General features: G+C 66.0%; 21 protein-coding genes. 7 read left to right on the plus strand and 14 right to left on the minus strand.

Going from position 1 to position 24,265, the window contains the following annotated elements:
- The first annotated feature begins 208 nt into the window (after positions 1-208).
- The gene (locus tag FIV02_RS21805; RefSeq protein ID WP_152489767.1) at positions 209-802 is read left to right on the plus strand and encodes a HutD family protein; all 594 of its coding nucleotides are present in this window, start codon (positions 209-211) and stop codon (positions 800-802) included.
- Positions 803-853: 51 nt separating this feature from the next.
- Here FIV02_RS21805 and FIV02_RS21810 read toward each other — a convergent pair whose 3' ends face one another.
- The 11 genes from FIV02_RS21810 to bioB all read right to left on the minus strand — a co-directional run bounded on the left by FIV02_RS21810 (position 854) and on the right by bioB (position 13,930).
- Positions 854-2,632, minus strand: coding sequence for an acyl-CoA dehydrogenase C-terminal domain-containing protein (locus FIV02_RS21810; RefSeq protein ID WP_152489768.1), 1,779 nt, complete (start codon positions 2,630-2,632; stop codon positions 854-856).
- Between the two features lie 162 nt (positions 2,633-2,794).
- Positions 2,795-4,585 carry an acyl-CoA dehydrogenase C-terminal domain-containing protein gene (locus tag FIV02_RS21815; protein ID WP_152489769.1) on the minus strand — a complete coding sequence of 597 codons (1,791 nt, stop codon included), beginning with the start codon at positions 4,583-4,585 and terminating at the stop codon, positions 2,795-2,797.
- Between the two features lie 103 nt (positions 4,586-4,688).
- Positions 4,689-6,008, minus strand: coding sequence for a GGDEF domain-containing protein (locus FIV02_RS21820; RefSeq protein ID WP_371923197.1), 1,320 nt, complete (start codon positions 6,006-6,008; stop codon positions 4,689-4,691).
- A 115-nt stretch (positions 6,009-6,123) separates the two neighbouring features.
- Positions 6,124-7,929 carry a phenylacyl-CoA dehydrogenase gene (locus tag FIV02_RS21825; RefSeq protein WP_134676460.1) on the minus strand — a complete coding sequence of 602 codons (1,806 nt, stop codon included), beginning with the start codon at positions 7,927-7,929 and terminating at the stop codon, positions 6,124-6,126.
- A 169-nt stretch (positions 7,930-8,098) separates the two neighbouring features.
- Complete coding sequence (locus FIV02_RS21830) at positions 8,099-8,833, minus strand: putative metalloprotease CJM1_0395 family protein (RefSeq protein ID WP_152489770.1); 735 nt, start codon at positions 8,831-8,833, stop codon at positions 8,099-8,101.
- A gap of 52 nt (positions 8,834-8,885) precedes the next feature.
- On the minus strand, positions 8,886-9,185 hold the full coding sequence (locus tag FIV02_RS21835) for a hypothetical protein (RefSeq protein WP_047592815.1): 300 nt from the start codon (positions 9,183-9,185) through the stop codon (positions 8,886-8,888).
- Positions 9,186-9,281: 96 nt separating this feature from the next.
- A complete protein-coding gene (gene bioD, locus FIV02_RS21840) occupies positions 9,282-9,971 on the minus strand; it encodes a dethiobiotin synthase (RefSeq protein WP_152489771.1) in 690 nt (229 codons plus the stop codon).
- 62 nt (positions 9,972-10,033) lie between these two features.
- On the minus strand, positions 10,034-10,888 hold the full coding sequence (gene bioC, locus FIV02_RS21845) for a malonyl-ACP O-methyltransferase BioC (protein WP_152489772.1): 855 nt from the start codon (positions 10,886-10,888) through the stop codon (positions 10,034-10,036).
- Positions 10,881-11,603, minus strand: coding sequence for an alpha/beta fold hydrolase (locus tag FIV02_RS21850; RefSeq protein WP_152489773.1), 723 nt, complete (start codon positions 11,601-11,603; stop codon positions 10,881-10,883). Before FIV02_RS21850 ends, bioC begins: the two co-directional genes overlap by 8 nt.
- Positions 11,596-12,765 (minus strand): 8-amino-7-oxononanoate synthase, encoded by a 1,170-nt coding sequence (gene bioF, locus FIV02_RS21855; protein WP_037056074.1) that lies wholly within the window; start codon positions 12,763-12,765, stop codon positions 11,596-11,598. Before bioF ends, FIV02_RS21850 begins: the two co-directional genes overlap by 8 nt.
- Before the next feature lie 106 nt (positions 12,766-12,871).
- Positions 12,872-13,930: a biotin synthase BioB gene (bioB, locus tag FIV02_RS21860; protein ID WP_037056076.1), complete on the minus strand. Its 1,059-nt coding sequence runs from the start codon at positions 13,928-13,930 to the stop codon at positions 12,872-12,874.
- A gap of 186 nt (positions 13,931-14,116) precedes the next feature.
- Between bioB and FIV02_RS21865 the strand changes: the two genes are divergently transcribed.
- The 5 genes from FIV02_RS21865 (at position 14,117) to rarD (ending at position 18,290) form a co-directional block, all read left to right on the plus strand.
- The gene (locus FIV02_RS21865) at positions 14,117-14,410 is read left to right on the plus strand and encodes a hypothetical protein (RefSeq protein ID WP_134676457.1); all 294 of its coding nucleotides are present in this window, start codon (positions 14,117-14,119) and stop codon (positions 14,408-14,410) included.
- A 43-nt stretch (positions 14,411-14,453) separates the two neighbouring features.
- Positions 14,454-15,194: a ComF family protein gene (locus tag FIV02_RS21870; protein ID WP_152489774.1), complete on the plus strand. Its 741-nt coding sequence runs from the start codon at positions 14,454-14,456 to the stop codon at positions 15,192-15,194.
- Positions 15,195-15,255: 61 nt separating this feature from the next.
- Positions 15,256-16,020, plus strand: coding sequence for a TOBE domain-containing protein (locus FIV02_RS21875; RefSeq protein ID WP_134676523.1), 765 nt, complete (start codon positions 15,256-15,258; stop codon positions 16,018-16,020).
- A 74-nt stretch (positions 16,021-16,094) separates the two neighbouring features.
- Positions 16,095-17,069 (plus strand): serine/threonine protein kinase, encoded by a 975-nt coding sequence (locus FIV02_RS21880; RefSeq protein ID WP_152489775.1) that lies wholly within the window; start codon positions 16,095-16,097, stop codon positions 17,067-17,069.
- Positions 17,070-17,393: 324 nt separating this feature from the next.
- The gene (gene rarD, locus FIV02_RS21885) at positions 17,394-18,290 is read left to right on the plus strand and encodes an EamA family transporter RarD (protein ID WP_134676454.1); all 897 of its coding nucleotides are present in this window, start codon (positions 17,394-17,396) and stop codon (positions 18,288-18,290) included.
- A gap of 253 nt (positions 18,291-18,543) precedes the next feature.
- Here rarD and FIV02_RS21890 read toward each other — a convergent pair whose 3' ends face one another.
- Entirely contained in the window at positions 18,544-19,062 is a 519-nt protein-coding gene (locus FIV02_RS21890; protein WP_037056085.1) for a glycine cleavage system protein R, read from the minus strand.
- 33 nt (positions 19,063-19,095) lie between these two features.
- Positions 19,096-19,545 (minus strand): N-acetyltransferase, encoded by a 450-nt coding sequence (locus FIV02_RS21895; protein WP_152489776.1) that lies wholly within the window; start codon positions 19,543-19,545, stop codon positions 19,096-19,098.
- 359 nt (positions 19,546-19,904) lie between these two features.
- Between FIV02_RS21895 and FIV02_RS21900 the strand changes: the two genes are divergently transcribed.
- On the plus strand, positions 19,905-22,082 hold the full coding sequence (locus tag FIV02_RS21900; protein WP_152489777.1) for a malate synthase G: 2,178 nt from the start codon (positions 19,905-19,907) through the stop codon (positions 22,080-22,082).
- 75 nt (positions 22,083-22,157) lie between these two features.
- Here the strand turns inward: FIV02_RS21900 and FIV02_RS21905 are convergent, their stop codons facing one another.
- Positions 22,158-24,224, minus strand: a complete 2,067-nt coding sequence (locus tag FIV02_RS21905) for an LTA synthase family protein (protein WP_152489778.1) — start codon at positions 24,222-24,224, stop codon at positions 22,158-22,160.
- Positions 24,225-24,265: the final 41 nt, after the last annotated feature.

A 24,265-nucleotide genomic window follows, 5' to 3' on the forward strand; every position in this document is an offset into this window, starting at 1 on the left:
GTGCTCTTTGCGCTTTATTTGTATATACAATAGAAACGAATCGAATCGACGTCAAGCCGGCGACGCATGCCAAGATCATCCGCCTGTCGCTTGACCGTTGCAGTGATACGTTATGATTGTAGCCACCTCCGCGACACGCGGGGAATGACGAGGCGGGCGGTTGCCATGCCGACGACCCACCCAATATGTATATACATTAGAGAAGACCATGCCCTACACCCTGCTCGACCCCAGCAGCGCCATCGCCATGCCCTGGAAGAACGGAGGCGGCTCGACGCTGGAACTGGCCATCTGCCCGGCAGGTGCCAGCCTGGACGACTTCGACTGGCGCATCAGCAGCGCGAGCGTCGCCTCCAGCGGTGCCTTCTCCCGCTTCCCCGGCATCGACCGCAGCCTGGTCGTGCTGGCCGGCAAGGGCTTGCACCTGCAGCGGGAAAACGGCCGGCGCGAGACGCTGTCGGGCAACGGCACCATCGCGGTATTCGGCGGTGAGGAGGCGATCAGCGCGCAGCTGCAGGACGGCCCCATCACCGACCTCAACCTGATGACGCGACGCGGCGCCTGGACGCATGACCTGCAGGCGCTGAGGCTGCAGGGCGAACAGCTCGTGGAGAACGATGCCGAGGTACTGCTGTTGTGGAACGCGGCGCAGACTGCCGTCAGGGTCGATGCAGGTGGCGTGCTGCACGACATCGCGGCGGGCAACGGCCTGCTCGTGGAGAACGAGCCGGGGTCGTTGCACCTGCAGTCGCAGCGCCCTGCCCTGCTCTACCTGAGCAGGCTGAACGCGCGCTGCCGCTGAAATGAAAAACCCCGGCACAGGGGCCGGGGCTCATCCACCACGCAGCGGGACTCAGAACTGCGCGGCATCCAGCAGGTACAGCGATTCGCTACCGGCCTTGACCGAGGCGCTCAAGGAGTGAACGCGCGGCAACAGGCGGGCGAAGTAGAAGCGCGCCGTGCCCAGCTTGCTGGCGTAGAACTCGTCCTGACCTTCCTTGCCCAGCGCCGCGCGCGCCATCAACGCCCACATGTAGGCGTAGGCGGTGTAGCCGAACACATGTAGGTACTCCACCGACGCCGCGCCGATTTCGTTGGGATTGCTCTTGGCACGATCCAGGACCCAGGCGGTCAGCTCATCGAGGTTCTGCACCGCCGCGGTCAGCGGCTGGGTGAACTCGGCGAGGCCGGCATCGGCCGCGGCAACGAACGCCTTGATCTCGTCGGACAGGTGCTTGTAGAAGCTGCCACCGCTGCCCACGATCTTGCGCCCCATCAGGTCCAGCGACTGGATGCCGTTGGTGCCTTCGTAGATCTGGGTGATGCGACAATCCCGGACAAGCTGCTCCTGGCCCCACTCGCGAATGAAGCCATGGCCGCCGAAGATCTGCTGGCCATGCACGGTGGTTTCCAGCGCCATGTCGGTGAGGAAGGCCTTGGCCACCGGGGTCAGCAGGGCGACCAGTTCGTCGGCGCGCCTGGCGGTGTCCTTGTCCTCGCTGTACTTGGCGGTGTCCAGCTGCATGGCGACGTAGCTGGAGAAGGCACGACCGCCCTCGTTCAGCGCCTTCATGGTCAGCAGCATGCGACGCACGTCCGGATGCACGATGATCGGGTCGGCTGCTTTGTCTTTTGCCTGCGGGCCGGTCGGGGCACGGCTCTGGATGCGCTCGCGCGCATACTCGACGGCGCTCTGGTAGCTGCGCTCACCCAGTGCCAGGCCCTGGATACCAACGCCCAGGCGCTCGTAGTTCATCATGGTGAACATGGCGCTGAGGCCCTTGTTCACTTCGCCGACCAGGTAGCCGGTGGCGCCATCGAAGTTCATCACGCAGGTGGCCGAGGCCTTGATGCCCATCTTGTGTTCAATGGAGCCGCAGCCCAGGGCGTTCTTCTCACCCAGCGAGCCGTCGGCATTGACCATGACCTTGGGCACGATGAACAGCGAAATGCCTTTCGGGCCAGCCGGCGCATCCGGCAGCTTGGCCAGCACCAGGTGGATGATGTTCTCGGTCAGGTCGTGCTCACCACCGGTGATGAAGATCTTGGTGCCGGTGACCTTGTAGCTGCCATCGGCCTGGGGCTCGGCCTTGGTGCGGATGATGCCCAGGTCGGTGCCGGCATGCGGCTCGGTCAGGCACATGGAGCCGGCCCAGACGCCGGCATACATGTTCGGCAGGTACTGCGCCTTCAGCTCTTCGCTGGCGTGGTTGAGAATCGACAGACAGGCACCGGCGGTCAGCATCGGGTAGAGGCCGAAGGACAGGTTGGCCGAGTTGACCATTTCCTCGACCTGGGCGCCGATCACCTTGGGCATGCCCATGCCGCCGAACTCCGGCGAACCACCGACACCCACCCAGCCGCCTTCGGCGTAGGTCTGGTAGGCCTCGGGGAAACCTGCCGGCGTTTTCACCGCGCCGTCGTCCCAGGAGCAGCCTTCTTCATCGCCACTGCGGTTCAGCGGCGCGATGCTGCCTGCGGTGACCTTGCCGGCCTCCTCCAGAATGGCGCTGGCGGTATCGGCGTCGACCACTTCGGCCAGGGCCGGCAACTCGGCCCAGAGCTTGGAGACATCGAATACTTCATTGAGCACGAAGCGCATGTCGCGCAGGGGGGCTTTGTAATCGGCCATGACACATCCTCGAAAAGCGGACTTACGTATGTGGACCGAGTTTAATCCAACAACTTTTCAGACACATAGGGTCATGTTGTGACCATATATTCAGTCACCACTCATATGTCCATGAAATGAAAAGGCCCGCCAGAAGGCGGGCCGAACTGCCTCGACCAGCGGTCAGAAGGCGAAGTGTTCTTCCGCCAGCTGCATGGTGCTGGCGCTGCCCGCCGACATCGCCAGACGATGCGCCTCGGTGCGCGGCAGGATGCGCTGGAAGTAGAAGGCGCACGTCACCAGCTTGGCCTGATGGAAGCCATCGTCATCCCCTTGCGCGAGCTTTTCCTGGGCGACCACAGCCATGCGCAACCAGAAGTAGGCCAGGGTGACATAGCCCGAATACATCAGGTAATCGACCGACGCCGCGCCGACCTCGTCCGGATTCTTCATCGCTGCCATGCCGATGCTCTGCGTCAGCTCCCCCCACTGCCGGTTCAACGCCGCCAGCTGCGCCACCTGCGGGGCCAGTTGCGGATGCTCCTGCTGGGCCTCGCAGAACTTGTGCAGGACACGGGTGAAACCGCGCAGCAGCTTGCCCTGACTGCCCAGCACCTTGCGCCCGAGCAGGTCGAGGGCCTGGATGCCATTGGTGCCTTCATAGATCGGCGCGATGCGGCAATCGCGCACCAGTTGCTCCATGCCCCACTCACGGATGTAGCCATGCCCGCCGAAAACCTGCATGCCGTGGTTGGTGGCCTCGAGCCCGGTCTCGGTCATGAACGCCTTGCAGATCGGCGTGAGCAAGGCCAGCAGGTCCTCGGCCTCCTGGCGCGCTTCGGCCGTCTCCGCGCGGTGCGCGACATCGATCAGCTGCGCAGTGAAGTAGGCCAGCGCGCGGTTGCCCTCGTTGAACGCCTTCATGGTCAGCAACATGCGGCGGACATCGGGGTGCACGATGATCGGATCGGCCGCCTTGTCCGGCGCCTTCGGCCCCGTCAGTGCGCGCATCTGCAGGCGCTCCCTGGCGTAGCGCAGCGCGCCCTGATAGCTGGCCTCGCCCAGGCAGAGGCCCTGCATGCCGGTGCCCAGGCGGGCATGGTTCATCATGGTGAACATGCAGGCGAGGCCCTTGTTGGCCTCGCCGATCAGGTAACCGGTCGCCGCGTCGAAGTTGATCACGCAGGTCGCCGAAGCCTTGATGCCCATCTTGTGCTCGATGGAGCCGCAGCTCACCGCATTGCGCGCGCCGACGCTGTCGCCCTGGGGCAGGAACTTGGGCACGATGAACAGGGAAATGCCCCGGGTGCCCGCAGGCGCGTCGGGCAGCTTGGCCAGCACCAGGTGCACGATGTTCTCGCTCATGTCGTGCTCGCCCGCGGAGATGAAGATCTTCGTCCCGGAGATCGCATGGCTGCCGTCTGCCTGCGGCACGGCGCGCGTCTTGATGATGCCCAGATCGGTACCGCAATGCGGCTCGGTCAGGCACATGGTGCCGGTCCAGCGGCCTTCGGTGAGGCGCGTCAGGTAGGTCTGCTTCTGCTCTTCGCTGCCATGGGCGTGGATCGCGGACATGGCGCCATGGGTCAGCCCCGGGTACATGGCCCAGGACTGGTTGGCCGAGGCGACCATCTCGGCGACGATCAGGCCGAGAGACTCGGGCAGGCCCTGCCCGCCATGCAGCGGATCGGCGGCCAGGCCCATCCAGCCACCCTCGGCATACTGCGCGAAGGCCTCCTTGAAGCCCTTGGGCGTGGTCACCACGCCGTTGTCGAAATGGCAACCCTCCTCATCACCGCTGCGGTTCAGCGGGGCCAGCACCTGCTCGCAGAACTTGGCGCCCTCCTCGAGGATCGCCGCGACCATGTCCGGGCTCGCATCGTCGGCCCCCAGGCTTGCGTAGTGGGCGGGAAAGGCGAAGACATCGTCGATCAGAAAGCGCATGTCGCGCAGCGGGGCCTTGTACTCGGGCATGGTCGTTCTCCATTCGGGTAGCGGTCAGGTGCCCCACGCTACTGCCGCGAATGGAACGGCAACAATGATCGTTGGCCGCCTGAATGCGCCGCCATAAGCCGGCTCAGTCGGCCGGGGCGCTGACCTTCACTGCACCACGTCGCTGCCCGGCGCTGCGAATGCAGTTGCGCCCGGCGGCCTTGGCGCTGTAGAGCGCCTTGTCCGCTTCCTTGATCACTTCCTGCGGTGTGCGCTGCTCGGCCTGGCGCTCGGCCACGCCCATGCTGACCGTCACCGAAACCTCGCTGGCGGCCTTGCCGGCACGACGCTGCTTGCCCTCGCGATCATCACGCGGACGGCTCTGCTTGTCGCGCAGCTGCATGCGGTACTGCTCGATGGCCAGGCGCACGGCCTCCATGTGCGGCACGCATTGCTCCACGCTCTTGCCGGGAAACAGCAGGGTGAACTCCTCGCCGCCATAGCGGTAAGCCTTGCCGCCACCGCCGACCTTGCGCAGCTGGCTGGCGACCAGGCGCAACACCTGGTCGCCGACGTCATGGCCATGGGTATCGTTGAATTTCTTGAAGTGATCGACATCGACCATGGCGATCACATAGTCACGCCCGAGGCGCTGCAGACGCTCGTTGAGCGCACGCCGTCCGGGCAGGCCGGTCAGCTCGTCACGGAAGGCCATCTGGTAGGCCTCGTGCGCCACCGCCGCCACCAGCATGAGCATGACCATGCTACTCATCACCTGCAGCGCATGGGCCATGATGAACACCTGCGGCAGCATCCACAGTAGGCCGACAAGCCCGACCAGTTGCGCCGCGTGCAAGGGCCGCGGGCGTCGCAGGTACTGCACCAGCAGCGCGACGAAAGCGACCAGGAACACCAGGTAGGTCAGCTGCGCGAGGCTCATCCAGGCGCCGTGCAACGCCGGCCAGTGGATCTGCGCCAGCCAGTCGGCGATGCCCTGTGGATAGCGGCGTCCGAGCGCGAAGGCCACCGCACTCACCGCCAGCAGGACCAGCGCCCGCGCCAGCATGTCCTGGGCCAGGTGCGAACGCTCCTCCCAGCAGCCGTAGAGGGCATAGAGCATCGGCAACAGCACGCAGATCAGGTGAAAGACCAGGACGGCGTCGTCCCTGACCTGGCCGTTGTCACGGAAATGATCGACCTGGATATCGAGCATGAAGTAGCCGACGTACAGCACCAGCAGCAGGAAGACCTCGCGCTGGCGGCCATAGGCCAGGCAGAAGGCGCCGCCGAGCAGCAACAGCAGGGTCGGCAGGACATTGAACAGGGAGATGAAGAATTCGCTGAGCACCGGCAGCCGGGCAGCCACGAACGCGCCGACCAGCAACGGCAGCGAGGAGAGGAAATGGCTGAGGCGCAGATTGGCCGGACGGATCACGCGGACACCCTGAGCAAGAGATGAAGGCATTCTGCCTGCTTCGATGATTGAAAACAGCGACAGGATGCGACATTCCCTTCAGTACGACGCGCAAAAACGCAAACGCCGCCCCGAAGGGCGGCGTTTGCGTTCAACCGTGACGGAATCAGAAGCCGAGCGCGAAGTGCTCTTCATCCATGTCCATCAGGTTGCTGGCGCCAGACAGCATGGTCTCGACGTGCGCGCGAGTGCGCGGCAGGATGCGCGCGAAGTAGAAGCGGGCAGTCTGCAGCTTGGCCTTGTAGAAGGCCTCGTCACCCGCACCGGCAGCCAGTTTCTCGGCAGCCAGGCGCGCCATGTCGGCCCAGAAGTAGGCCAGGCAGGCGTAACCGGAGTACATCAGGTAGTCCACCGAAGCGGCACCGACTTCCTCGCGATCCTTCATCGCCGCCATGCCGATCTTCATGGTGATGTCGCCCCACTCCTTGTTCAGCTTGGCCAGCGGCTCGACGAATTCCTTGACGGCGTCGTTGCCTTCGTTGGCCTGGCAGAACTTGTGCACGATCTTGGTGAAGTTCTTCAGCGCGCCGCCCTGAGTCATCAGCACCTTGCGGCCCAGCAGGTCGAGCGCCTGAACGCCGGTGGTGCCTTCGTACATCATGGAGATGCGGCAGTCACGCAGGTTCTGCTCCATGCCCCACTCGCTGATGAAGCCATGGCCACCGTAGATCTGCATGCCGTGGGAAGCGGACTCGAAGCCCACTTCGGTCATGAAGGCCTTGGCGATCGGCGTCAGGAACGCCAGCAGCTCGTCGGCGACCTTCTTCTCTTCTTCGTTGTCGCTGTGCTGAACGATGTCCACCTGCTTGGCGGTGAAGTAGACCATGGCACGGTTGCCTTCGGCGAAGGCCTTCATGGTCAGCAGCATGCGGCGCACGTCCGGATGCACGATGATCGGGTCAGCGGCTTTTTCCGGCGCTTTCGGGCCAGTCAGCGAACGCATCTGCAGACGCTCACGGGCGTACTTGATGCCACCCTGGAAACCGACTTCGGCGTGGGCCAGGCCTTGCAGCGCGGTACCCAGACGAGCGGTGTTCATGAAGGTGAACATGCAGTTCAGGCCCTTGTTGGCCGGGCCGATCAGGAAGCCGGTGGCGCCGTCGAAGTTCATCACGCAAGTGGCGTTGCCGTGGATGCCCATCTTGTGCTCGATGGAGCCACAGGAAACGGCATTGCGCTCGCCTACGCCGCCATCGGCGTTGGGCATGAACTTCGGCACGATGAACAGCGAGATACCCTTGGTACCGGCCGGTGCATCGGGCAGGCGGGCCAGGACGATATGGACGATGTTGCCGGCCATGTCGTGCTCACCCGCGGAGATGAAGATCTTGGTGCCGGTGACCTTGTAGCTGCCGTCGGCCTGCGGTTCGGCCTTGGTGCGCAGCATGCCCAGGTCGGTACCGCAATGCGGCTCGGTCAGGCACATGGTGCCGGTCCACTCGCCGGATACCAGCTTGGTCAGGTAGGTGTGCTTCTGCTCGTCGGTACCGTGGGCGCTCAGGGTGTTCATCGCACCGTGGGAGAGGCCCGGGTACATGCCCCACGACCAGTTGGCCGAACCGACCATTTCGCTGATCGCCAGACCCAGCGACTCCGGCAGACCCTGACCGCCGTGCTCGACGTCATGGGCCAGGCTCGGCCAGCCGCCTTCGACGAACTGCTGATAGGCCTCCTTGAAGCCCGTCGGGGTTTTCACACCGGACTCGCTCCAGGTGCAGCCTTCGGTGTCACCCACGCGGTTCAGCGGCGACAGGACCTGCTCGCAGAACTTCGCGCCTTCCTCGAGGATGGCGTCGACCATGTCCGGAGTGGCGTCCTGGCAACCTGGCAGGCTCTGGTAGTGCGCTTCGTAGCCCAGCAGCTCGTCACGAACGAAACGAATGTCACGCAAGGGGGCCTTGTAGTCAGGCATAGCGGTAAACCTCTGCGGTGGATTCCTAGTAGTTGGGGTGACCGTCTTGGCGGTCGCTCTCGGGATCACTCCCGGCTGCCCGGCCACGAGGCTGCGGCCGAAGCAATCAAACAGGCGTTTGAAACATACGTTTACGCCAACCCCTTGTCAAGCGCTGCCAATCGACCCGTCACGCGACCAGATCGATGCCGGGCTCCGACGACGGCAACTCGCCCAGGCGCCGGTACAGGTCAAGGTCAGGTGCGGGCGGCACGGCCTGCTGGCCCTGCTCGTCAGACGCCTCCTGGGCTTGCCGTTCGTCGTCACGCCCCTTGCTCTCCTCGCTGGCGCTGGCGGCTTCGTCGCGACGCAGTTCGGCCAGCTCCACCCGCGCCTGCGCCGCCTTGGCCTGGGCCTGGGCAGCCACGCGCAGATCCTGTGCGGAGGGCTCGGCGGGCGCGAGGGCGGCCCGCAGCACGACTTCCATCTTGCGCAAGGTGGCTTCGGGGTCATTGGGGACAGCGGCCGTGTCGATGCCGACCTCGCCGGAGACGGCATAGCGCTGGCCGTCAGGGCCACGCTTGAAGCTGTAGGTCGGTGAACCGGCGTACTGCCCGCCGACAGCGGCATGGGCCTGTTCGTGGGTGCGCACTTCACGATCACGCTGAACCAGATCGGCGATCTCCAGCTGCTGCTGGCGCTGCTCCCGGGGGCTGGCTTCGGCGCTGTCGTCCGCCGTATCGGTGGAGGCACGGTCAGCCTCTTCGCGCCCGGAGGCGCTGGAATTCGCCTGCTGCTCCTGCGGCGCGGTCACGGGTGCCTGGTCGGCACGGGCGATATCGGGGGAAACGTCGGACGAGAGGGGCCGAGCCGAAGAGAAGGACGGCGCAGGGACGAAAGGTGGCACGCTGTTGCCGATCTGCATGTGCTCCCTCCTACCCCGTTGCAGGCCGCATCCACGGCCGGGGTGGAACTACTTACGCACGCGTGTCGATGAGCGTACCCAGCACCTCATCGGCGGTTTCCACGACACGTGAGCTGGCCCGCACCTCGTTCTCGCCAACGCGCAAGGCGACTAGGCTTTCCGCCAGGTCGGGGCGCGTCTGCTCGGCAGACTGTGGCGTGGGGTTCACCTGGTTCTGCGGTGGCGTCTGGCTGGGCTGCTGCGGCTCGGTCACCGCGTTGCTGGCGATGTCGCTGGCCGCCTGCTCGACACGGCGTTGCCCGGCCTGGATGCCGTTCAAGCCCGAACTGAATGCATTGCTGGAGATTTCCATCGACAGCTCCCAAGGGGAAATAAAACCTGATGCTGCGTATTGAAGCAGAAGTCGGCTAAAAAATGTACAGACAAAAGGCTATCGTCCGCCGGCTGTTTATTCCCAGTCGGCCAGGCGTTCCAGCGCCAGGTGCTGCGCCACCGCGGCGGCGCTCGCATCTTCCAGGTACGGCACCCGGCCCAGGCACGGAGCGGGCAATCGCTCGCCCAGGGTCGCCAGGTTCTCTTCCAGGCGCGAGGTCTGCGGGTCGACGATATTGGCGACCCAGCCGGCAAGCTTGAGACCGTCACGTTCGATGGCCTCGGCCGTCAGGACCGCGTGGTTGATGCAGCCCAGCCGCACACCCACGACCAGGATCACCGGTATCGCCAGCGCCTGGGCCAGGTCCGACAGGCTCTCGCGCCCGGCCAGGGGTACACGCCAGCCACCGGCACCTTCGACCAGGGAGAAGTCGGCGTTCCTTGCCAGGATCGCGCGCACCGGGCTGGCCAGGCTGGCGACAGTCAACTCGACGCCGACCTCGCGCGCCGCCAGGTGCGGCGCGATCGCCGGCTCGAACGCCAGCGGGTTGACCTCCTCGTAGCGCAGCGGCAGCGAACACTGCGCCAGCAGGGCCAGCGCATCGTCGTTGCGCAGCCCTTGCGGCGTTCGCTGGCAACCGGAGGCGACCGGCTTGGCCGCCGCAGTACTCAACCCGCGCAGGCGGGCAGCGTGCAGCAGGCCGGCAGCGATGGTGGTCTTGCCGATCTCGGTATCCGTCCCCGTGACGAAGTAGGCGTGCGTCATGACGATGTCTCCCGTCGCTGCTATCCGAAGGTGTCTTTCTGGCGGGCGATTGCGGACCGCCGCTAGGCGACGCCAGCAACGTCGCCCGGAAGTTTCTGCAACACGCCGTAGACCACCTGATAGGTAGCAGGCAGCCCGGCGGGCTGACGCCAGCGTTCGTAGGCCTCGACCAGCGCGCGAATACGCGCACGCCCGGTCAGGCCACCCGGCCGGCCAGGGTTGAGGTTGTGCGCGCCGAGGTCCTTGAGCGAAGTGGTCAGGCTGCGCAGGTCGCGGAAATGCAGCGTTTGCGCCTGGCGCTGCAGGCTCAGCACCTGCATGCCACTGGCGGCGCAGCACTGCTGGTAGTCCTCGAACCGGCGGAAGCGATTGACGTGGACGAAGCCGTCGACCGCCTGCCAGCTGTCGCGCAACTCCTGCAGGGTGCCGACGCACAGGCTGGAGAACGCCAGCACGCCGCCGGGGCGCAACACCCGCTGCGCTTCGCTCAGCACGCGCGGGAAATCGGCGCACCACTGCAGCGCCAGGCTGGAGAACAGCAGGTCGACGCTGGCCGCCTGCAGCGGCAGGGCCTCGGCATCACCGGCGATGAAGTGCGCGGCGCCCCCCTGGGGCCTGGCATGGCGCAGCATGCCTTCGGCGATGTCCACGGCCAACCCCGTCCACTGCCCATAGCGCTCGCCAAGGGCGCGGGTGAAATAACCCGTGCCGCTGCCCAGGTCCAGCCAGCGATGCGGCTGCAGCGAAACCGGCAGACGCGCCAGCAGTTGCGTGCCGACATGGCGCTGCAGTTCGGCCACGGCATCGTAGCTCGTCGCCGCTCGCGAGAACGACGCCGCCACCTGGCGCTTGTCCAGCAGGGCCGCCGTGCTCACCTCGGCGTCGGTGCCCTGCGCGCGTTCGGAACACTCAGCCATCGTCGGACTCACGGATGAAATCCAGCATCAGCGCCGCCACGCTGTCAGCCTGCTCGTGCACGAAGGCATGACCACAGCCCTCCAGCACATCCACCTCGCCCGCCGACAACAACGCCAGCAGCGCGTCGCCCGCCGCAGCCGGGACCAGTGCGTCCAGCTCGGCCAGCAGATGCAGCTGCGCCCCGCCGAAGGCCGCCAGCGGCGCACGATTGTCGAGGCTCGCCAGAACCCGCAGGCCGGCGAGCAGTGCCGCCTCGTCCCCCGCGAGCAGGTGCGTCTGCAGCTGCCGCGACAGGCCGCGCGCATCTGCAGCGCCCTGGGCACAGAGCATGGCGAAGCGTTTCAGGGTCGCGCCGGCATTCGCCTGACAGCCCTGGTAGAACGCGCTGTAGGTGTCTTCGGCCAGCGCCTGCGGCCAGCGCTCGCTGGCCACGAAGCAGGCATTGCTGGCCAGGCTGATCAGGCCGCGGCAACGCGCGCCGCGCCGCGCCGCCAGGGCAGCGGCGAGCATGCCGCCCAGCGACCAGCCGGCCAGCCAGCAACCATCGGCCAGGCGCGCATCCAGCTCGTCGAGCCAGTCCCCGGCAGACGCGGAGGCCAACCTGGGCAGTGCGGCGACCTGCACCTGGCACTCGCCACCCAGTGCATCCGCAAGGGGTTGCAGCACGGCCGCATCGAAGCCCCAGCCGGGCAGCAGAATCAGTTTCTCAGTCATCGGTGTGCACCTGGGGCCAGCATTCGGCCAAGGCTTCGAGCAGCAGTTCGAGCTGCGCTGCGCTATGGGCGGCGGAGAGGGTCACGCGCAGACGCGCGCTGCCGGCCGGCACGGTCGGCGGACGAATGGCGCCGACCAGCATGCCGCGCGCCTTGAGCAGCGCCGAAAGCTTCAGGGCGCGGGCGCTGTCACCGACCAGGATCGGCTGAATCGGCGTCGGGCTGTCCATCAGGTCCAGGCCGATCTCGCTGGCGCCCTGACGGAAGCGGGCAATCAGCCCGGCCAGGTGCTCGCGGCGCCAGCTCTCGGTACGCAGCAGCTCCAGGCTCTTCAGCGTGGCGCAGGCCACGGCGGGCGGCTGGCTGGTGGTGTAGATGTAGGGGCGGGCGAACTGGATCAGCGTCTCGATCAGCTCTTCGCTGCCAGCGACGAAGGCACCGGCAGTACCAAAGGCCTTGCCCAGGGTGCCGACCAGCACCTGCACGTCATCCTGGCCCAGGCCGAAATGTTCGACGATGCCAGCGCCGGTCGCCCCCAACGGGCCAAAGCCATGGGCATCGTCGACCATCACCCAGGCATCCTTGAGCCGCGCCTCGGCGCACAGCGCCGGCAGGTCGGCCAGGTCGCCATCCATGCTGAACACCCCATCGGTGACCACCAGGCAGTTGCCGCTGGCCTTGCGCAGGCGATTGGCCAGGCTGACCGCATCGTTGTGCAGGTAGCGCGAGAAGCGCGCGCCGGACAGCAGGCCGGCGTCGAGCAGCGACGCGTGGTTGAGGCGATCCTCCAGCACGCTGTCACCCTGGCCGAGCAGCGCGGTGACGACAGCGAGGTTGGCCATGTAGCCCGTGGAGAACAGCAGCGCGCGCGGGCGTCCGGTGAACGCGGCGAGCGCCTCTTCCAACTCATGGTGAGGCGTGCTGTGGCCAATCACCAGGTGCGACGCGCCGCCACCGACGCCCCATTGCTCCGCGCCCTGCTGCAGCGCGCGAATCACCTCGGGGTGGTTGGCCAGGCCCAGGTAATCGTTGGAGCAGAAGGCCAGCAGCTCCTGGTCATCAGCACGCACCTGCGGACCCTGCGGGGTCTGCAGCAGAGGACGGCTGCGGAACAGGTCGGCTGCCTGGCGCTCGGCCAGGCGGGCAGCAAGATCGAAAGACATGGCAGGCACCGGAGAACGGTGGATAACCGCAAGCGGGTCAGCCACCCTGCGCATGGCATCGGGCTGCGCAGGGCGGATGACGCTTCATCCATCCACCTGGGAGATATCAGGCCGAGGCCGCGTTGTAGAACAGCTGGGAGTCGCGTTGCTCGACCAGGGCCTGCTCGATGGCCGCCTGGTGCACCTCGTCGGCATGTTCCTCGCGCTCTTCCGGCTTGATGCCGAGGCGCTTGAACAGGGCCATGTCCTTGTCGGCCTGCGGGTTGGCGGTGGTCAGCAGCTTCTCGCCGTAGAAGATCGAGTTGGCACCGGCCATGAAGGCCAGGGCCTGCATCTGCTCGTTCATCTGCTCGCGACCGGCGGACAGGCGCACATGGGACTGCGGCATCATGATGCGCGCCACCGCCAGGGTACGGATGAAGTCGAACGGATCGACGTCCTTCTCTTCGGCCAGCGGCGTGCCCTTGACCTTGACCAGCATGTTGATCGGTACGCTTTCCGGATGCTCGGGCAGGTTGGCCAGCTGGATCAGCAGCCCGGCGCGGTCGTCCACCGACTCGCCCATGCCGAGAATGCCGCCGGAGCAGATCTTCATGCCCGCCTCGCGCACGTAGGCCAGGGTCTGCAGGCGCTCGCCGTAGGTGCGCGTGGTGATGATGTTGCCGTAGAACTCCGGCGAGGTGTCGAGGTTGTGGTTGTAGTAGTCCAACCCCGCATCGGCCAGCGCCTGGGTCTGTTCCTGGTCCAGGCGACCGAGGGTCATGCAGGTTTCCAGGCCGAGCTTCTTCACGCCTTTGACCATTTCCAGCACGTAGGGCATGTCCTTGGCCGACGGATGCTTCCACGCCGCGCCCATGCAGAAGCGCGTCGAGCCGATGGCCTTGGCCTCGGCCGCCGCCTCCAGCACCTTCTGCACCTCCATCAGCTTTTCCTTGTCCAGGCCCGTGTTGTAGTGGCCGGACTGCGGGCAGTACTTGCAGTCCTCCGGGCAGGCACCGGTCTTGATCGACAGCAGGGTCGAGACCTGCACGCGGTTGGGATCGAAGTGCGCGCGGTGTACCGTCTGCGCCTGGAACAGCAGATCGTTGAAGGGCTGCTCGAACAGCGCACGAACTTCGGCGAGGGACCAATCGTGGCGGGCGGTGGTTGCTGCGGTTGCGCTCATCTGGGAAATCCTTCGACGCTTGGTGGCATCTGTTTGAGGGGGCATTCAGGCTCAGGCCATCATAAGTGGCAGTTGGATGCTGTCAACCGCAAGAAAGACACAGGTTTACCATTGATCACATATTGATCGATCGAACTTCCATCATGGCATCTTGCCCAATGCCTATCGCCAATACAGGACGCTTGCATGCAGGTAGAAGGTTTCTTCGAAGGACTCGGCCAGGTACTGGGTCGCGCCATCCGTTTCGTCGTGGACGTGCTGTCCGGTGCGCTGGGAGCCGTTGCCGATGCGTTCGACGATTTCCTCCGCGGCCTGGCCAGTGCCATCGGCATGGACGTCTCGATCTTCAGCATCATCCTGCTGATCATCGGCCTGCTGTTTCTCTACAACGGCGTGCGCGCGCTGCTGAGACGCTCGATCATCGGCGGGATCATCTGGCTGTTCCTCGGCCTGGTGGTGATGGGCTGGTTGATTCGCTGAGACCTGCTAGGCTCGGGGCTCCGTCGCTCAAGGATGAGCCGTCATGCCCGGATTCGACCTGTGTTCGCTGCAACGCCTCGGCTGGTTGCGCCTGCGGCGCCACTGCCAACTGTGCGACGACGCCAACGACCACCCCACGCACGGCATCTGCACGGCCTGTGAAGCCGAGCTGCCCTGGCTGGGCGCGCATTGCCTGGTCTGCGCCGTACCCTTGCCCGCGCAAGGACTGACCTGCGGCGCCTGCCAGAAGAAGGCGCCAGGCTTCACCCGCGTGGAAGCGCCGTGGCGCTATGCCTTCCCGGTAGACAGCCTGATCACCCGCTTCAAGCACCAGGGCCAGTGGCCGCACGGTCGCCTGCTCGCCGAGTTGCTGGCCGAGCACCTGCGCCACGCCTATGCCGAGGGCCTGCCCAGGCCACAGGTCTTGCTGCCGGTGCCATTGGCTCTGCGGCGGCAACGGCAGCGTGGCTTCAACCAGGCGCAGATGCTCGCCGACTGGCTGGGCGCCAGCCTGCAGTTGCCGGTTCACGGCGACTGGTTGCGGCGCCCGCTCGATACCCCTGCGCAGCAGGGGCTGAACGCCGCCACGCGCAAGCGCAACCTGCGCCAGGCCTTCGCCCTGGAGCCGCAGGCGCGGCTCCGTGGCGCTCATCTGGCGCTGATCGATGACGTGCTGACCACGGGCGCGACCGCCAGCAGCATCGCCCAACTGCTGCGCCGCGCCGGGGCGTCACGCATCGACGTCTACTGCCTGGCCCGCACGCCAGCACCGGGTGACGGCTGACTTGACGTGCCGGGCGCAGTCACGCACCGTGCCCGACATTCTTCTCGCCTGCCCGTCCGCCATGTCTCAGCTCGACCCTCTCGCGCAACTGCTCAGCCGCCGCCCCAAACGCCTGGCCCTGCTGGAGCGGATTGCCGAGCTGGGCTCCATCACCCGCGCGGCCAAGGCCGCCGGGCTGAGCTACAAGGCGGCCTGGGATGCCATCGACGAGCTGAACAATCTTTCCGAGCAGCCGCTGGTCAGCCGCAGCGTCGGCGGCAAGGGCGGTGGCGGCGCACGCCTGACGCCAGCCGGCGAGCGCCTTCTGGCCCTGCACCAGCGCGTGCAGGCGCTGCAGGCCCAGTTGCTGCTGGCCGCCGAGGACGACGCCGACCTGCAACTGCTCGGCCGGCTGATGCTGCGCACCAGCGCGCGCAACCAGCTCGCCGGTCGCGTGCGTGCGATTCATCCCTGCGGGCACAACGACCTGATCGATATCGAGCTGCCGGGCGGTGAGCGGCTGCAGGCGCAGATCACCCACGACAGTACGGACAACCTGCACCTGCAGCCGGGCAGCAACGTCGTCGCCCTGATCAAGGCCGGCTGGCTGGAGCTGCATCCGCTTCACGCACCTCGCGATGAACAGCGCAATGCCCTCGAAGGGCGCATCGAACAGATCATTCCGGCGCTCGACGGCCCCAGCGAAGTACGCATCGGCCTGGCCAGCGGCCAGACCCTGTGCGCCTTGATCGCCGCCGAGCAGCTGACGGCACTGGGCCTGAACCGCGACGACCCGGTCCGTGCCCAGTTCGCCGCCAGTCAGGTGCTGCTCGGCACCCAGCTGTAGCGCACCGGCGACGACCAGCCCCCTGCGCCTCGCGCAAGCCGGTAGACTGGGCGCCCACTTGTGCGGAGCCGTTCATGAGCCATCCTTTTTCGACCCTCACCCCGGACCTGGTACTCGACGCCGTGGAAAGCCTCGGCTACCTCAGTGACGCTCGCGTGCTGGCGCTGAACAGCTACGAGAACCGCGTCTATCAGGTCGGCATCGAGGGCGAGACGCCGCTGATCGCCAAGTTCTACCGCCCGGATCGCTGGAGCGACGCGGCGATCCGTGAAGAGCATGCCTTCAGCGCCGAGCTGGCCGAGAATGAGGTGCCGGTGGTGGCGCCGCTGTCACGCAACGGCGAGACGCTGTTCGCGCATGGCGGTTTTCGCTTCGCCCTGTTCCCGCGCCGTGGTGGCCGCGCCCCGGAGCCCGGCAATCTCGACCAGCTGTATCGTCTCGGCCAGTTGCTCGGGCGCATGCATGCCATCGGCGCCAGTCGTCCGTTCGCCCACCGCGAGACCCTGGCGGTGGACAACTTCGGCCATGCCGCCCTGGGCGCGCTGCTCGACGGCGGTTTCGTTCCGAAAAGCCTGCTGCCGGCCTACGAGTCGGTCGCCCGCGACCTGCTGGCGCGCCTCGACGAGCTGTTCTCCCGCGTGCGCTACCAGGCCATCCGCCTGCATGGTGACTGCCACCCCGGCAACCTGCTGTACCGCGATGACAGCTTCCATATGGTCGACCTGGATGACTGCCGCATGGGCCCGGCCGTGCAGGACCTGTGGATGATGCTGGCCGGCGAACGCCATGAGCGCCTCGGTCAGCTTGCAGAACTGGTCGATGGCTATCAGGAATTCCATGATTTCGCCGCCCGCGAACTGCCGCTGATCGAGGGCTTGCGCGCCCTGCGCCTGATGCACCACAGCGCCTGGATCGCACGGCGCTGGGACGACCCGGCCTTCCCCCTGGCCTTTCCCTGGTTCGCCGGCGAGCGCTACTGGGGCGACCAGATTCTCGCCCTGCGCGAGCAGCTGGCTGCGCTGGATGAGGAGCCGTTGCGGCTGTTCTGAAACCTGGCCTGGCGCGAGGTCATTGCGGCTATCCGAGAGATGGAGCCTTCGCGGCTGAAGCCGCTCCTACCGATGTTCGCCTGTGCCGTAGGAGCGGCTTCAGCCGCGATGCTTGCCGTTCCATCCCGCGGCCCCGGATCGCATCCGGGCTACCCAGCGGCTGCGCCGGCCCCGCATACCGATACAGTTGCACGCACCGCGTAAAGTTTGCCTTACGACTTTCCCCCAGGCCTGGGCAGCCAGGGAAACTGAACGGACAGACAAGTCCGGGGCCAGAAGACTAGAATTTGCCGGCCCCTCAAGCCGCCCCAGCAAGGATCATCGATGGCCACCGCCAACCCGCAGCGCGGGTACATTCTGGGCCTTACCGCCTACATCATCTGGGGCCTGTTCCCCCTCTACTTCAAAGCCCTGCAAAGCGTACCCGCGATGGAAATCATCGTTCATCGCGTGCTCTGGTCGGCGCTGTTCGGCGGCTTGCTGCTGTTCGTCTGGAAGCACCCGGGCTGGTGGCGCGAGCTGCGTGACAACCCCAGGCGCCTGGCGGTGCTCGCCGGCTGCGGCCTGCTGATCGCCACCAACTGGCTGGTGTACGTCTGGGCGGTGAACAACGGGCGCATGATCGAGGCCAGCCTGGGCTACTACATCAACCCGCTGATCAACGTTCTGCTCGGCCTGCTGATCCTCGGCGAACGCCTGCGCCGCCTGCAGTGGCTGGCCGTCGCGCTGGCCGCGCTGGGCGTGCTGCAACAGCTCTGGCAGGTGGGCAGCCTGCCCTGGGTCTCGCTGGTGCTGGCCCTGACCTTCGGTTTCTACGGGCTGATTCGCAAGCAGGCGCCAGTGGCGGCCCTGCCCGGCCTGGTGGTGGAAACCTGGCTGCTGCTGCCGTTGGCACTGGGCTGGTTGCTCCTGCACCCGGCGGCCACGAGCAGTCAGGCAAGCTTCTGGACCAGCAGCGAGGCCCTCTGGCTGGCGGCGGCAGGCCCGATCACCCTGGTGCCGCTGGTGTGCTTCAATGCGGCGGCGCGGCACCTGCCCTACACCACGCTGGGCTTTCTTCAGTACCTGGCGCCCACGCTGGTGCTGCTGCAGGCCATCCTGCTGTTCGACGAGCATTTCTCACCGAGCACCCTGCTCGCCTTTGCCTGCATCTGGGCCGCGCTGATTGTATACAGCATCGATATCTGGCTGAGCCTGCGCAAGCGCCCGCCCGCTCGATAGGCAGCAGGAGGCGGCGCCGAGGCGTTGCGCGCTGTGCTCGCTGCACAGAAAACGCTCAGCCGGCTGCAGGCCGCGTCGCTCCTGGCGCGGCCTCGTTCACCCCAGGCTTATCCACAGATCCATCCCCGGCATTTGTGCACAAGCCATTGATCCTGCTGATTTTTTAGCCAGACAACGAAAAGCCCCGGCGCACTAGGTGGTGCGTCGGGGCTCCCCAGTTTATCCACAGGCTGATCCACGCAGGCCGTGGATATCAGTCCTCGGCACGCAGGTTCAGCTCGACCATCAGGTCGTCGGCCAGGGTTTCCAGACGTGCCTGCAACTGCTCCAGCTCCAGCGACTCGGGCACCGCCAACATGGCTTCGGCGGTGAACAGCAGCTCACCGCTCATGGGCGCCGGCGCCACTTCCGTCAGCAGGTTTTCCAGGTTGACGCCCTGCTCGGCAAGCACACGGGTGATGTCGCGGACGATACCCGGACGGTCGTTACCCACCAGTTCCAGGCGAATCGAGGTGAAGCGTCCGCCGGGCTCGCTGCCACTGGCTGCCAGTTGCACGCGAATCCCCTGTGCGCTCAGGGCTTCGAGCTCCCGGATCAGCGCACCATGCGCCTCGCCCGGCACGTCCACCCGCACAATCCCGGCGAACTGCCCGGCCATGCGCGCCATGCGGCTCTCCAGCCAGTTGCCGCCGTGGGCCGCGACGCAGCCAGCCAGGCGCTCGACCAGGCCAGGTTGATCCGCGGCAATCACCGTCAATACCAGATGATCCATCTACTGCCCCTCTCTCATGTCATAGCCACAGGGTCAGCGCTTCAGCGCCAGCCAATAGGTAAGGAACTGTTCGTCACGCGCATAGCCGAGACGCTCGTAGAGACGCTGCCCGGCCAGGTTGCTCTTCGCCGTCTCCAGCTGCAGGCCACAGGCACCCGTGGCCTCGGCGTGGGCACGGGCCGCGTTCATCAGCGCCTCGCCGACACCTGCGCGGCGGGACGCTTCGTCCACATACAGATCGCTGAGCAGCCAGGCCGGTTCCAGCGCCAGCGAGGAGAACAACGGATAGAGCTGGACGAACCCCTGGGCAACGCCCTGCGCATCGCGGGCGATGAGCAGCTGCGCGTCGCCGCGTTGCAGGCGCTCGCCGAGGAAATCCGCGATGTCCGACTCTGCCCTCGGCACCTGGTAGAAACGCAGGTAGCCGGCGAACAGACGCACGAGATCGACCAGGTCATTGGCACTAGCAGCAGATACCGTCATGAGGCACTCCAGAATGCATGACAGGCAGTATAGGCGAGGCGGCGTAGGCCATATTCGCGTGCTTGTCAGTAGCTAGAACAATTAATCGTGTACGTTTTTACAATTTTTATGAAACAATGACACTCTTTTTTGCACACACAACGTATCGATAATGACCGAAAAGACCTTTTCGGTCGCGGACTGACGTATCCCCACTGCATTTCCCCCGAATCTTGATGTAGTATGCCGCGCCTTGGACTACAAGACGGCAAGGCCGTCTCCGACGAGCCTCTCCAAAGGCGTAGTCGATGGCAACGCAGGTAGTTTCAGAGGGGCCCGAAGTGGCTTTTGAGTAGAGCTCAGAGAGAGTGAGGCAAGTGATGACTGAACGCGTTCAAGTCGGTGGCCTGCAGGTCGCCAAAGCCCTGTACGACTTCGTGAACAACGAAGCCATCCCCGGTACCGGCATCGCTGCCGACAGCTTCTGGGCTGGCGCCGCCGCGGTCATCAAGGACCTGGCACCGAAGAACCGTGCCCTGCTGGCCAAGCGTGACGAGCTGCAGGCGCAGATCGATGCCTGGCACCAGGCGCGCCAGGGTCAGGCTCATGACGCCGCTGCCTACAAGGCCTTCCTGCAGGAGATCGGCTACCTGCTGCCAGAGCCGCAGGACTTCCAGGCCACCACGCAGAACGTCGACGAAGAGATCGCCCGCCTGGCCGGCCCGCAGCTGGTCGTGCCGGTCATGAACGCCCGCTTCGCCCTCAACGCCTCGAACGCCCGCTGGGGCTCGCTGTACGACGCACTGTACGGCACCGACGTGATCAGCGAAGAAGGTGGCGCCGAGAAGGGCAAGGGCTACAACAAGGTCCGTGGTGACAAGGTCATCGCCTTCGCTCGCGCCTTCCTCGACGAGGCCGCTCCGCTGGCCGCCGGCTCGCATGTCGACTCCAGCGCCTACAAGATCGTCGACGGCAAGCTGGTCGTCGGCCTCAAGGGCGGCAGCAACACAGGCCTGCGCGACGACGCGCAACTGATCGGCTTCCAGGGTGACGCCAGCGCACCGGTCGCGGTGCTGCTCAAGCACAACGGCCTGCACTTCGAAATCCAGATCGATGCCAGCAGCCCCATCGGCAGCACCGACGCCGCCGGCGTGAAAGACGTGCTGATGGAAGCGGCGCTGACCACAATCATGGACTGCGAAGACTCCGTCGCCGCCGTCGATGCCGACGACAAGGTCGTGGTCTACAAGAACTGGCTGGGCCTGATGAAGGGCGACCTGGCCGAGGAAGTGTCCAAGGGCGGCAGCACCTTCACCCGCACCATGAACCCGGACCGCGTCTACACCAAGGTCGACGGTGGCGAACTGACCCTGCACGGCCGCTCGCTGCTGTTCGTGCGCAACGTCGGTCACCTGATGACCAACCCGGCCATCCTCGATGCCGAGGGCAACGAGATTCCGGAAGGCATCCAGGACGCGCTGTTCACCAGCCTGATCGCGGTGCACAACCTGAACGGCAACACCAGCCGCAAGAACACCCGCACCGGCAGCGTCTACATCGTCAAGCCGAAGATGCACGGCCCGGAAGAAGTCGCCTTCACCAGCGAGATCTTCGCCCGCGTCGAGGATGTGCTGGGCCTGGCCCGCAACACCCTGAAAGTCGGCATCATGGACGAAGAGCGCCGCACCACCGTCAACCTCAAGGCCTGCATCAAGGCGGCCAGCGAGCGCGTGGTGTTCATCAACACCGGCTTCCTCGACCGTACCGGTGACGAGATCCACACCTCCATGGAAGCAGGCGCGGTCGTGCGCAAGGCCGCCATGAAGAGCGAGGCCTGGATCGGTGCCTACGAGAACAACAACGTCGACGTCGGCCTGGCCACCGGCCTGCAGGGCCGTGCGCAGATCGGCAAAGGCATGTGGGCGATGCCGGACCTGATGGCCGCCATGCTCGAGCAGAAAATCGCGCACCCGCTGTCCGGCGCCAACACCGCCTGGGTCCCGTCGCCGACCGCCGCCACCCTGCACGCCCTGCACTACCACAAGGTCGACGTGTTCGCCCGTCAGGCCGAGCTGGCCAAGCGCACCCCGGCGTCGGTGGATGACATCCTGACCATCCCGCTGGCCAAGGACACCAACTGGTCAGCGGAAGAAATCCGCAACGAGCTGGACAACAACGCGCAAGGCATCCTCGGCTACGTGGTGCGCTGGATCGACCAGGGCGTCGGCTGTTCCAAGGTGCCGGACATCAACGATGTCGGCCTGATGGAAGACCGCGCCACCCTGCGTATCTCCAGCCAGCTGCTGGCCAACTGGCTGCGCCACGGCATCGTCAGCGAGGCGCAGGTGGTCGAGAGCCTCAAGCGCATGGCACCGGTGGTCGACCGCCAGAACACGGCCGACCCGCTGTACCGCCCGATGGCCCCGGACTTCGACAGCAACGTCGCCTTCCAGGCCGCGCTGGAGCTGGTCGTCGAAGGCTGCAAGCAGCCCAACGGTTACACCGAGCCGGTCCTGCACCGCCGTCGCCGCGAGTACAAGGCCAAGAACGGCCTATGATACCCGCGCAGCAGGTATGAAAAAACCGCCCTTCGGGGCGGTTTTTTATTGGGCGGTCGCGGCAGGCCTGTGCAGCTAGCGCTTGGCCTGCGCCGTCTTGTCCAGCGAGACGCCGGTGGTATTGCCCAGCAGGCTGGCGGTCGCGGTCTGGACGAAGGCCGACAGCTTGCGCTCCAGGTCCGTACGCGCCTGGGCGTCATCGATCACCTCGGCGCCTGCGTCGTGGCCCAGCTGGTAGCGATACAGGCGCGCGTCACGGTCACGTGGCTTGACCAGGATGCGGTCACCGCTCACCAGGCCCACGGTCTGGTCGCTGCCGGACGGCTTGATCACCGCCACCCCCGCATCACCCGGAGGCAGCGCCAGCAGGTCGCGGCCCCAGCACTGCGCCTGCACCGGCAGGCCCAGGCGCCCAACGATGGTCGGCACCACGTCGATCTGGCTGCCGACGGTATCGCGGCTACTGCCGAAGGTCTCCTGCACGCCCGGACCGATCATCAGCAGCGGGATGCTAAAGCGCGAAAGATCCATCTCGGTGATCTGTTCATCGTTGCCGAAGCCGTGATCGCCCAGCACCACGAACAGGGTGTCCTTGAAATAGGGTTCCTGACGCGCCTTGGCGAAGAACTGCCCCAGCGCCCAGTCGGCGTAGCGCATGGCGGTCAGGTGCTCGTCGAGCGAACCGTGGCCGGTGACGCGCTCGACCGGCAGGTTTTCCGGCAAGGCGTAAGGGGTGTGATTGGAGAGCGTCTGCAGCAGCGCATAGAAGGGCTTGCCCTGGCGCCCCAGCCTGGCCAGCTCGTCGGCGCCACGGCTGAACATGTCCTGGTCGGAGACACCCCAGGTCGGGTCGATGAACACCGGGTCGACGAAGTCCTCGCGGCCGACGAAATTGCGCATGCCCTGGTTGGCGAAGAAGCCGGACTGGTTGTCCCAGGCGAAACTGCCGTTGTAGACGTAGACGTCATCGTAGCCACGGGCACTGAGCAGCTGCGGCAGCCCGGAGAACTGGTGGCTGCCCTCAGGCATGCGCATCAGGTACTCGAACGCCGGCAGGTTGGGGAAGCAGGCCATGGTGGCGAACATGCCCTGGTGGGTGTGGGTACCGTTGGAAAACACGTGCTGGAACAGCAGGCCCTGCTTGGCCAGCGCATCGAAGTTCGGCGTGATGCCGTCCTGGTTGCCCATCGCGCCGATGTAGCGCCCCGCCATGCTTTCCATGAGGATCACCACCACGTTGCGCACCTGCGGCAGCTGGCCTTCGGGCGGCGGCGTGTAGATGCGGCGCACGGCCGCCTGGTCGGCATCGATCAGGCGGTCACGCGGGGTCAGCAGCAGGTCGCGGGTCACCTGCCGGGCCTCGTCCGCCGGCAGGGTCGCCTTCCAGCTGTTGTCACGGTGATCGGAGAAGTAGTTGCTGGCGGCATTGGCCAGGGTCAGGGTGCCGTTGAGGCCCAGGTGGTTGGCGAACATCGAATCGGTGGTATAGGCGTCGCCCCAGCGCAGCGGCGGACCGGAGCGCAGGGTGCCACGCGCGGCCACGACGCAGATCAGCAGGAACATCACGAACACCGCACTGCGGGCCGCCCAGTGCGGCGCGCTGGCGTTCGCGCGTGCACGGGTGGCGCGTTCGATGCGGCGGAACAGCCAGGCCAGCAGCACGCTGGCCAGGGCCCAGACCAGCAGCAGGCGCAGCACCGGGAAGCCGTTCCAGATCATGCTGGCCACGGTGCCCAGGTCTTCCTGCATGTACTGGAACACCAGGCTGTTCAGGCGCTGGTGGAATTCGCGGTAGAAGTTCAGTTCGACCACGGCGAAGAACAGGCACAGGCTGGTGGCGAGGGTCAGCCAGGCCACCTGCAGGTGACGCGCACGCATCGCCCGCACGCTGAGCAGCGCCAGGGTCAGCGGGATGCACAGGTAGACGATCAGGCGCAGGTCGAACCGCGCGCCGTTGAAGAAGGCCTCGGCGAAGGTGCTGGCCGGCGTATCGGCGATCAGCGCATGGTTGTAGGCCAGCAGGCCCAGGCGCGCCAGCGCGAACAGCAGCAGCATGCACAGTGCGCTGCTCAGGATAAATGCCAGATGGCTGGCGATGCTGACCTGAGCCGGGGCTCGGGCGGCGGGTACGGATGGCTGCATGGAAAGGCCTGCTGGTTGCGGAACACGAGGGCTGGCGAAGT

It is taken from the genome of Pseudomonas sp. THAF187a (genome assembly GCF_009363395.1).
Classification (GTDB): Bacteria; Pseudomonadota; Gammaproteobacteria; order Pseudomonadales; family Pseudomonadaceae; genus Aquipseudomonas; species Aquipseudomonas khazarica.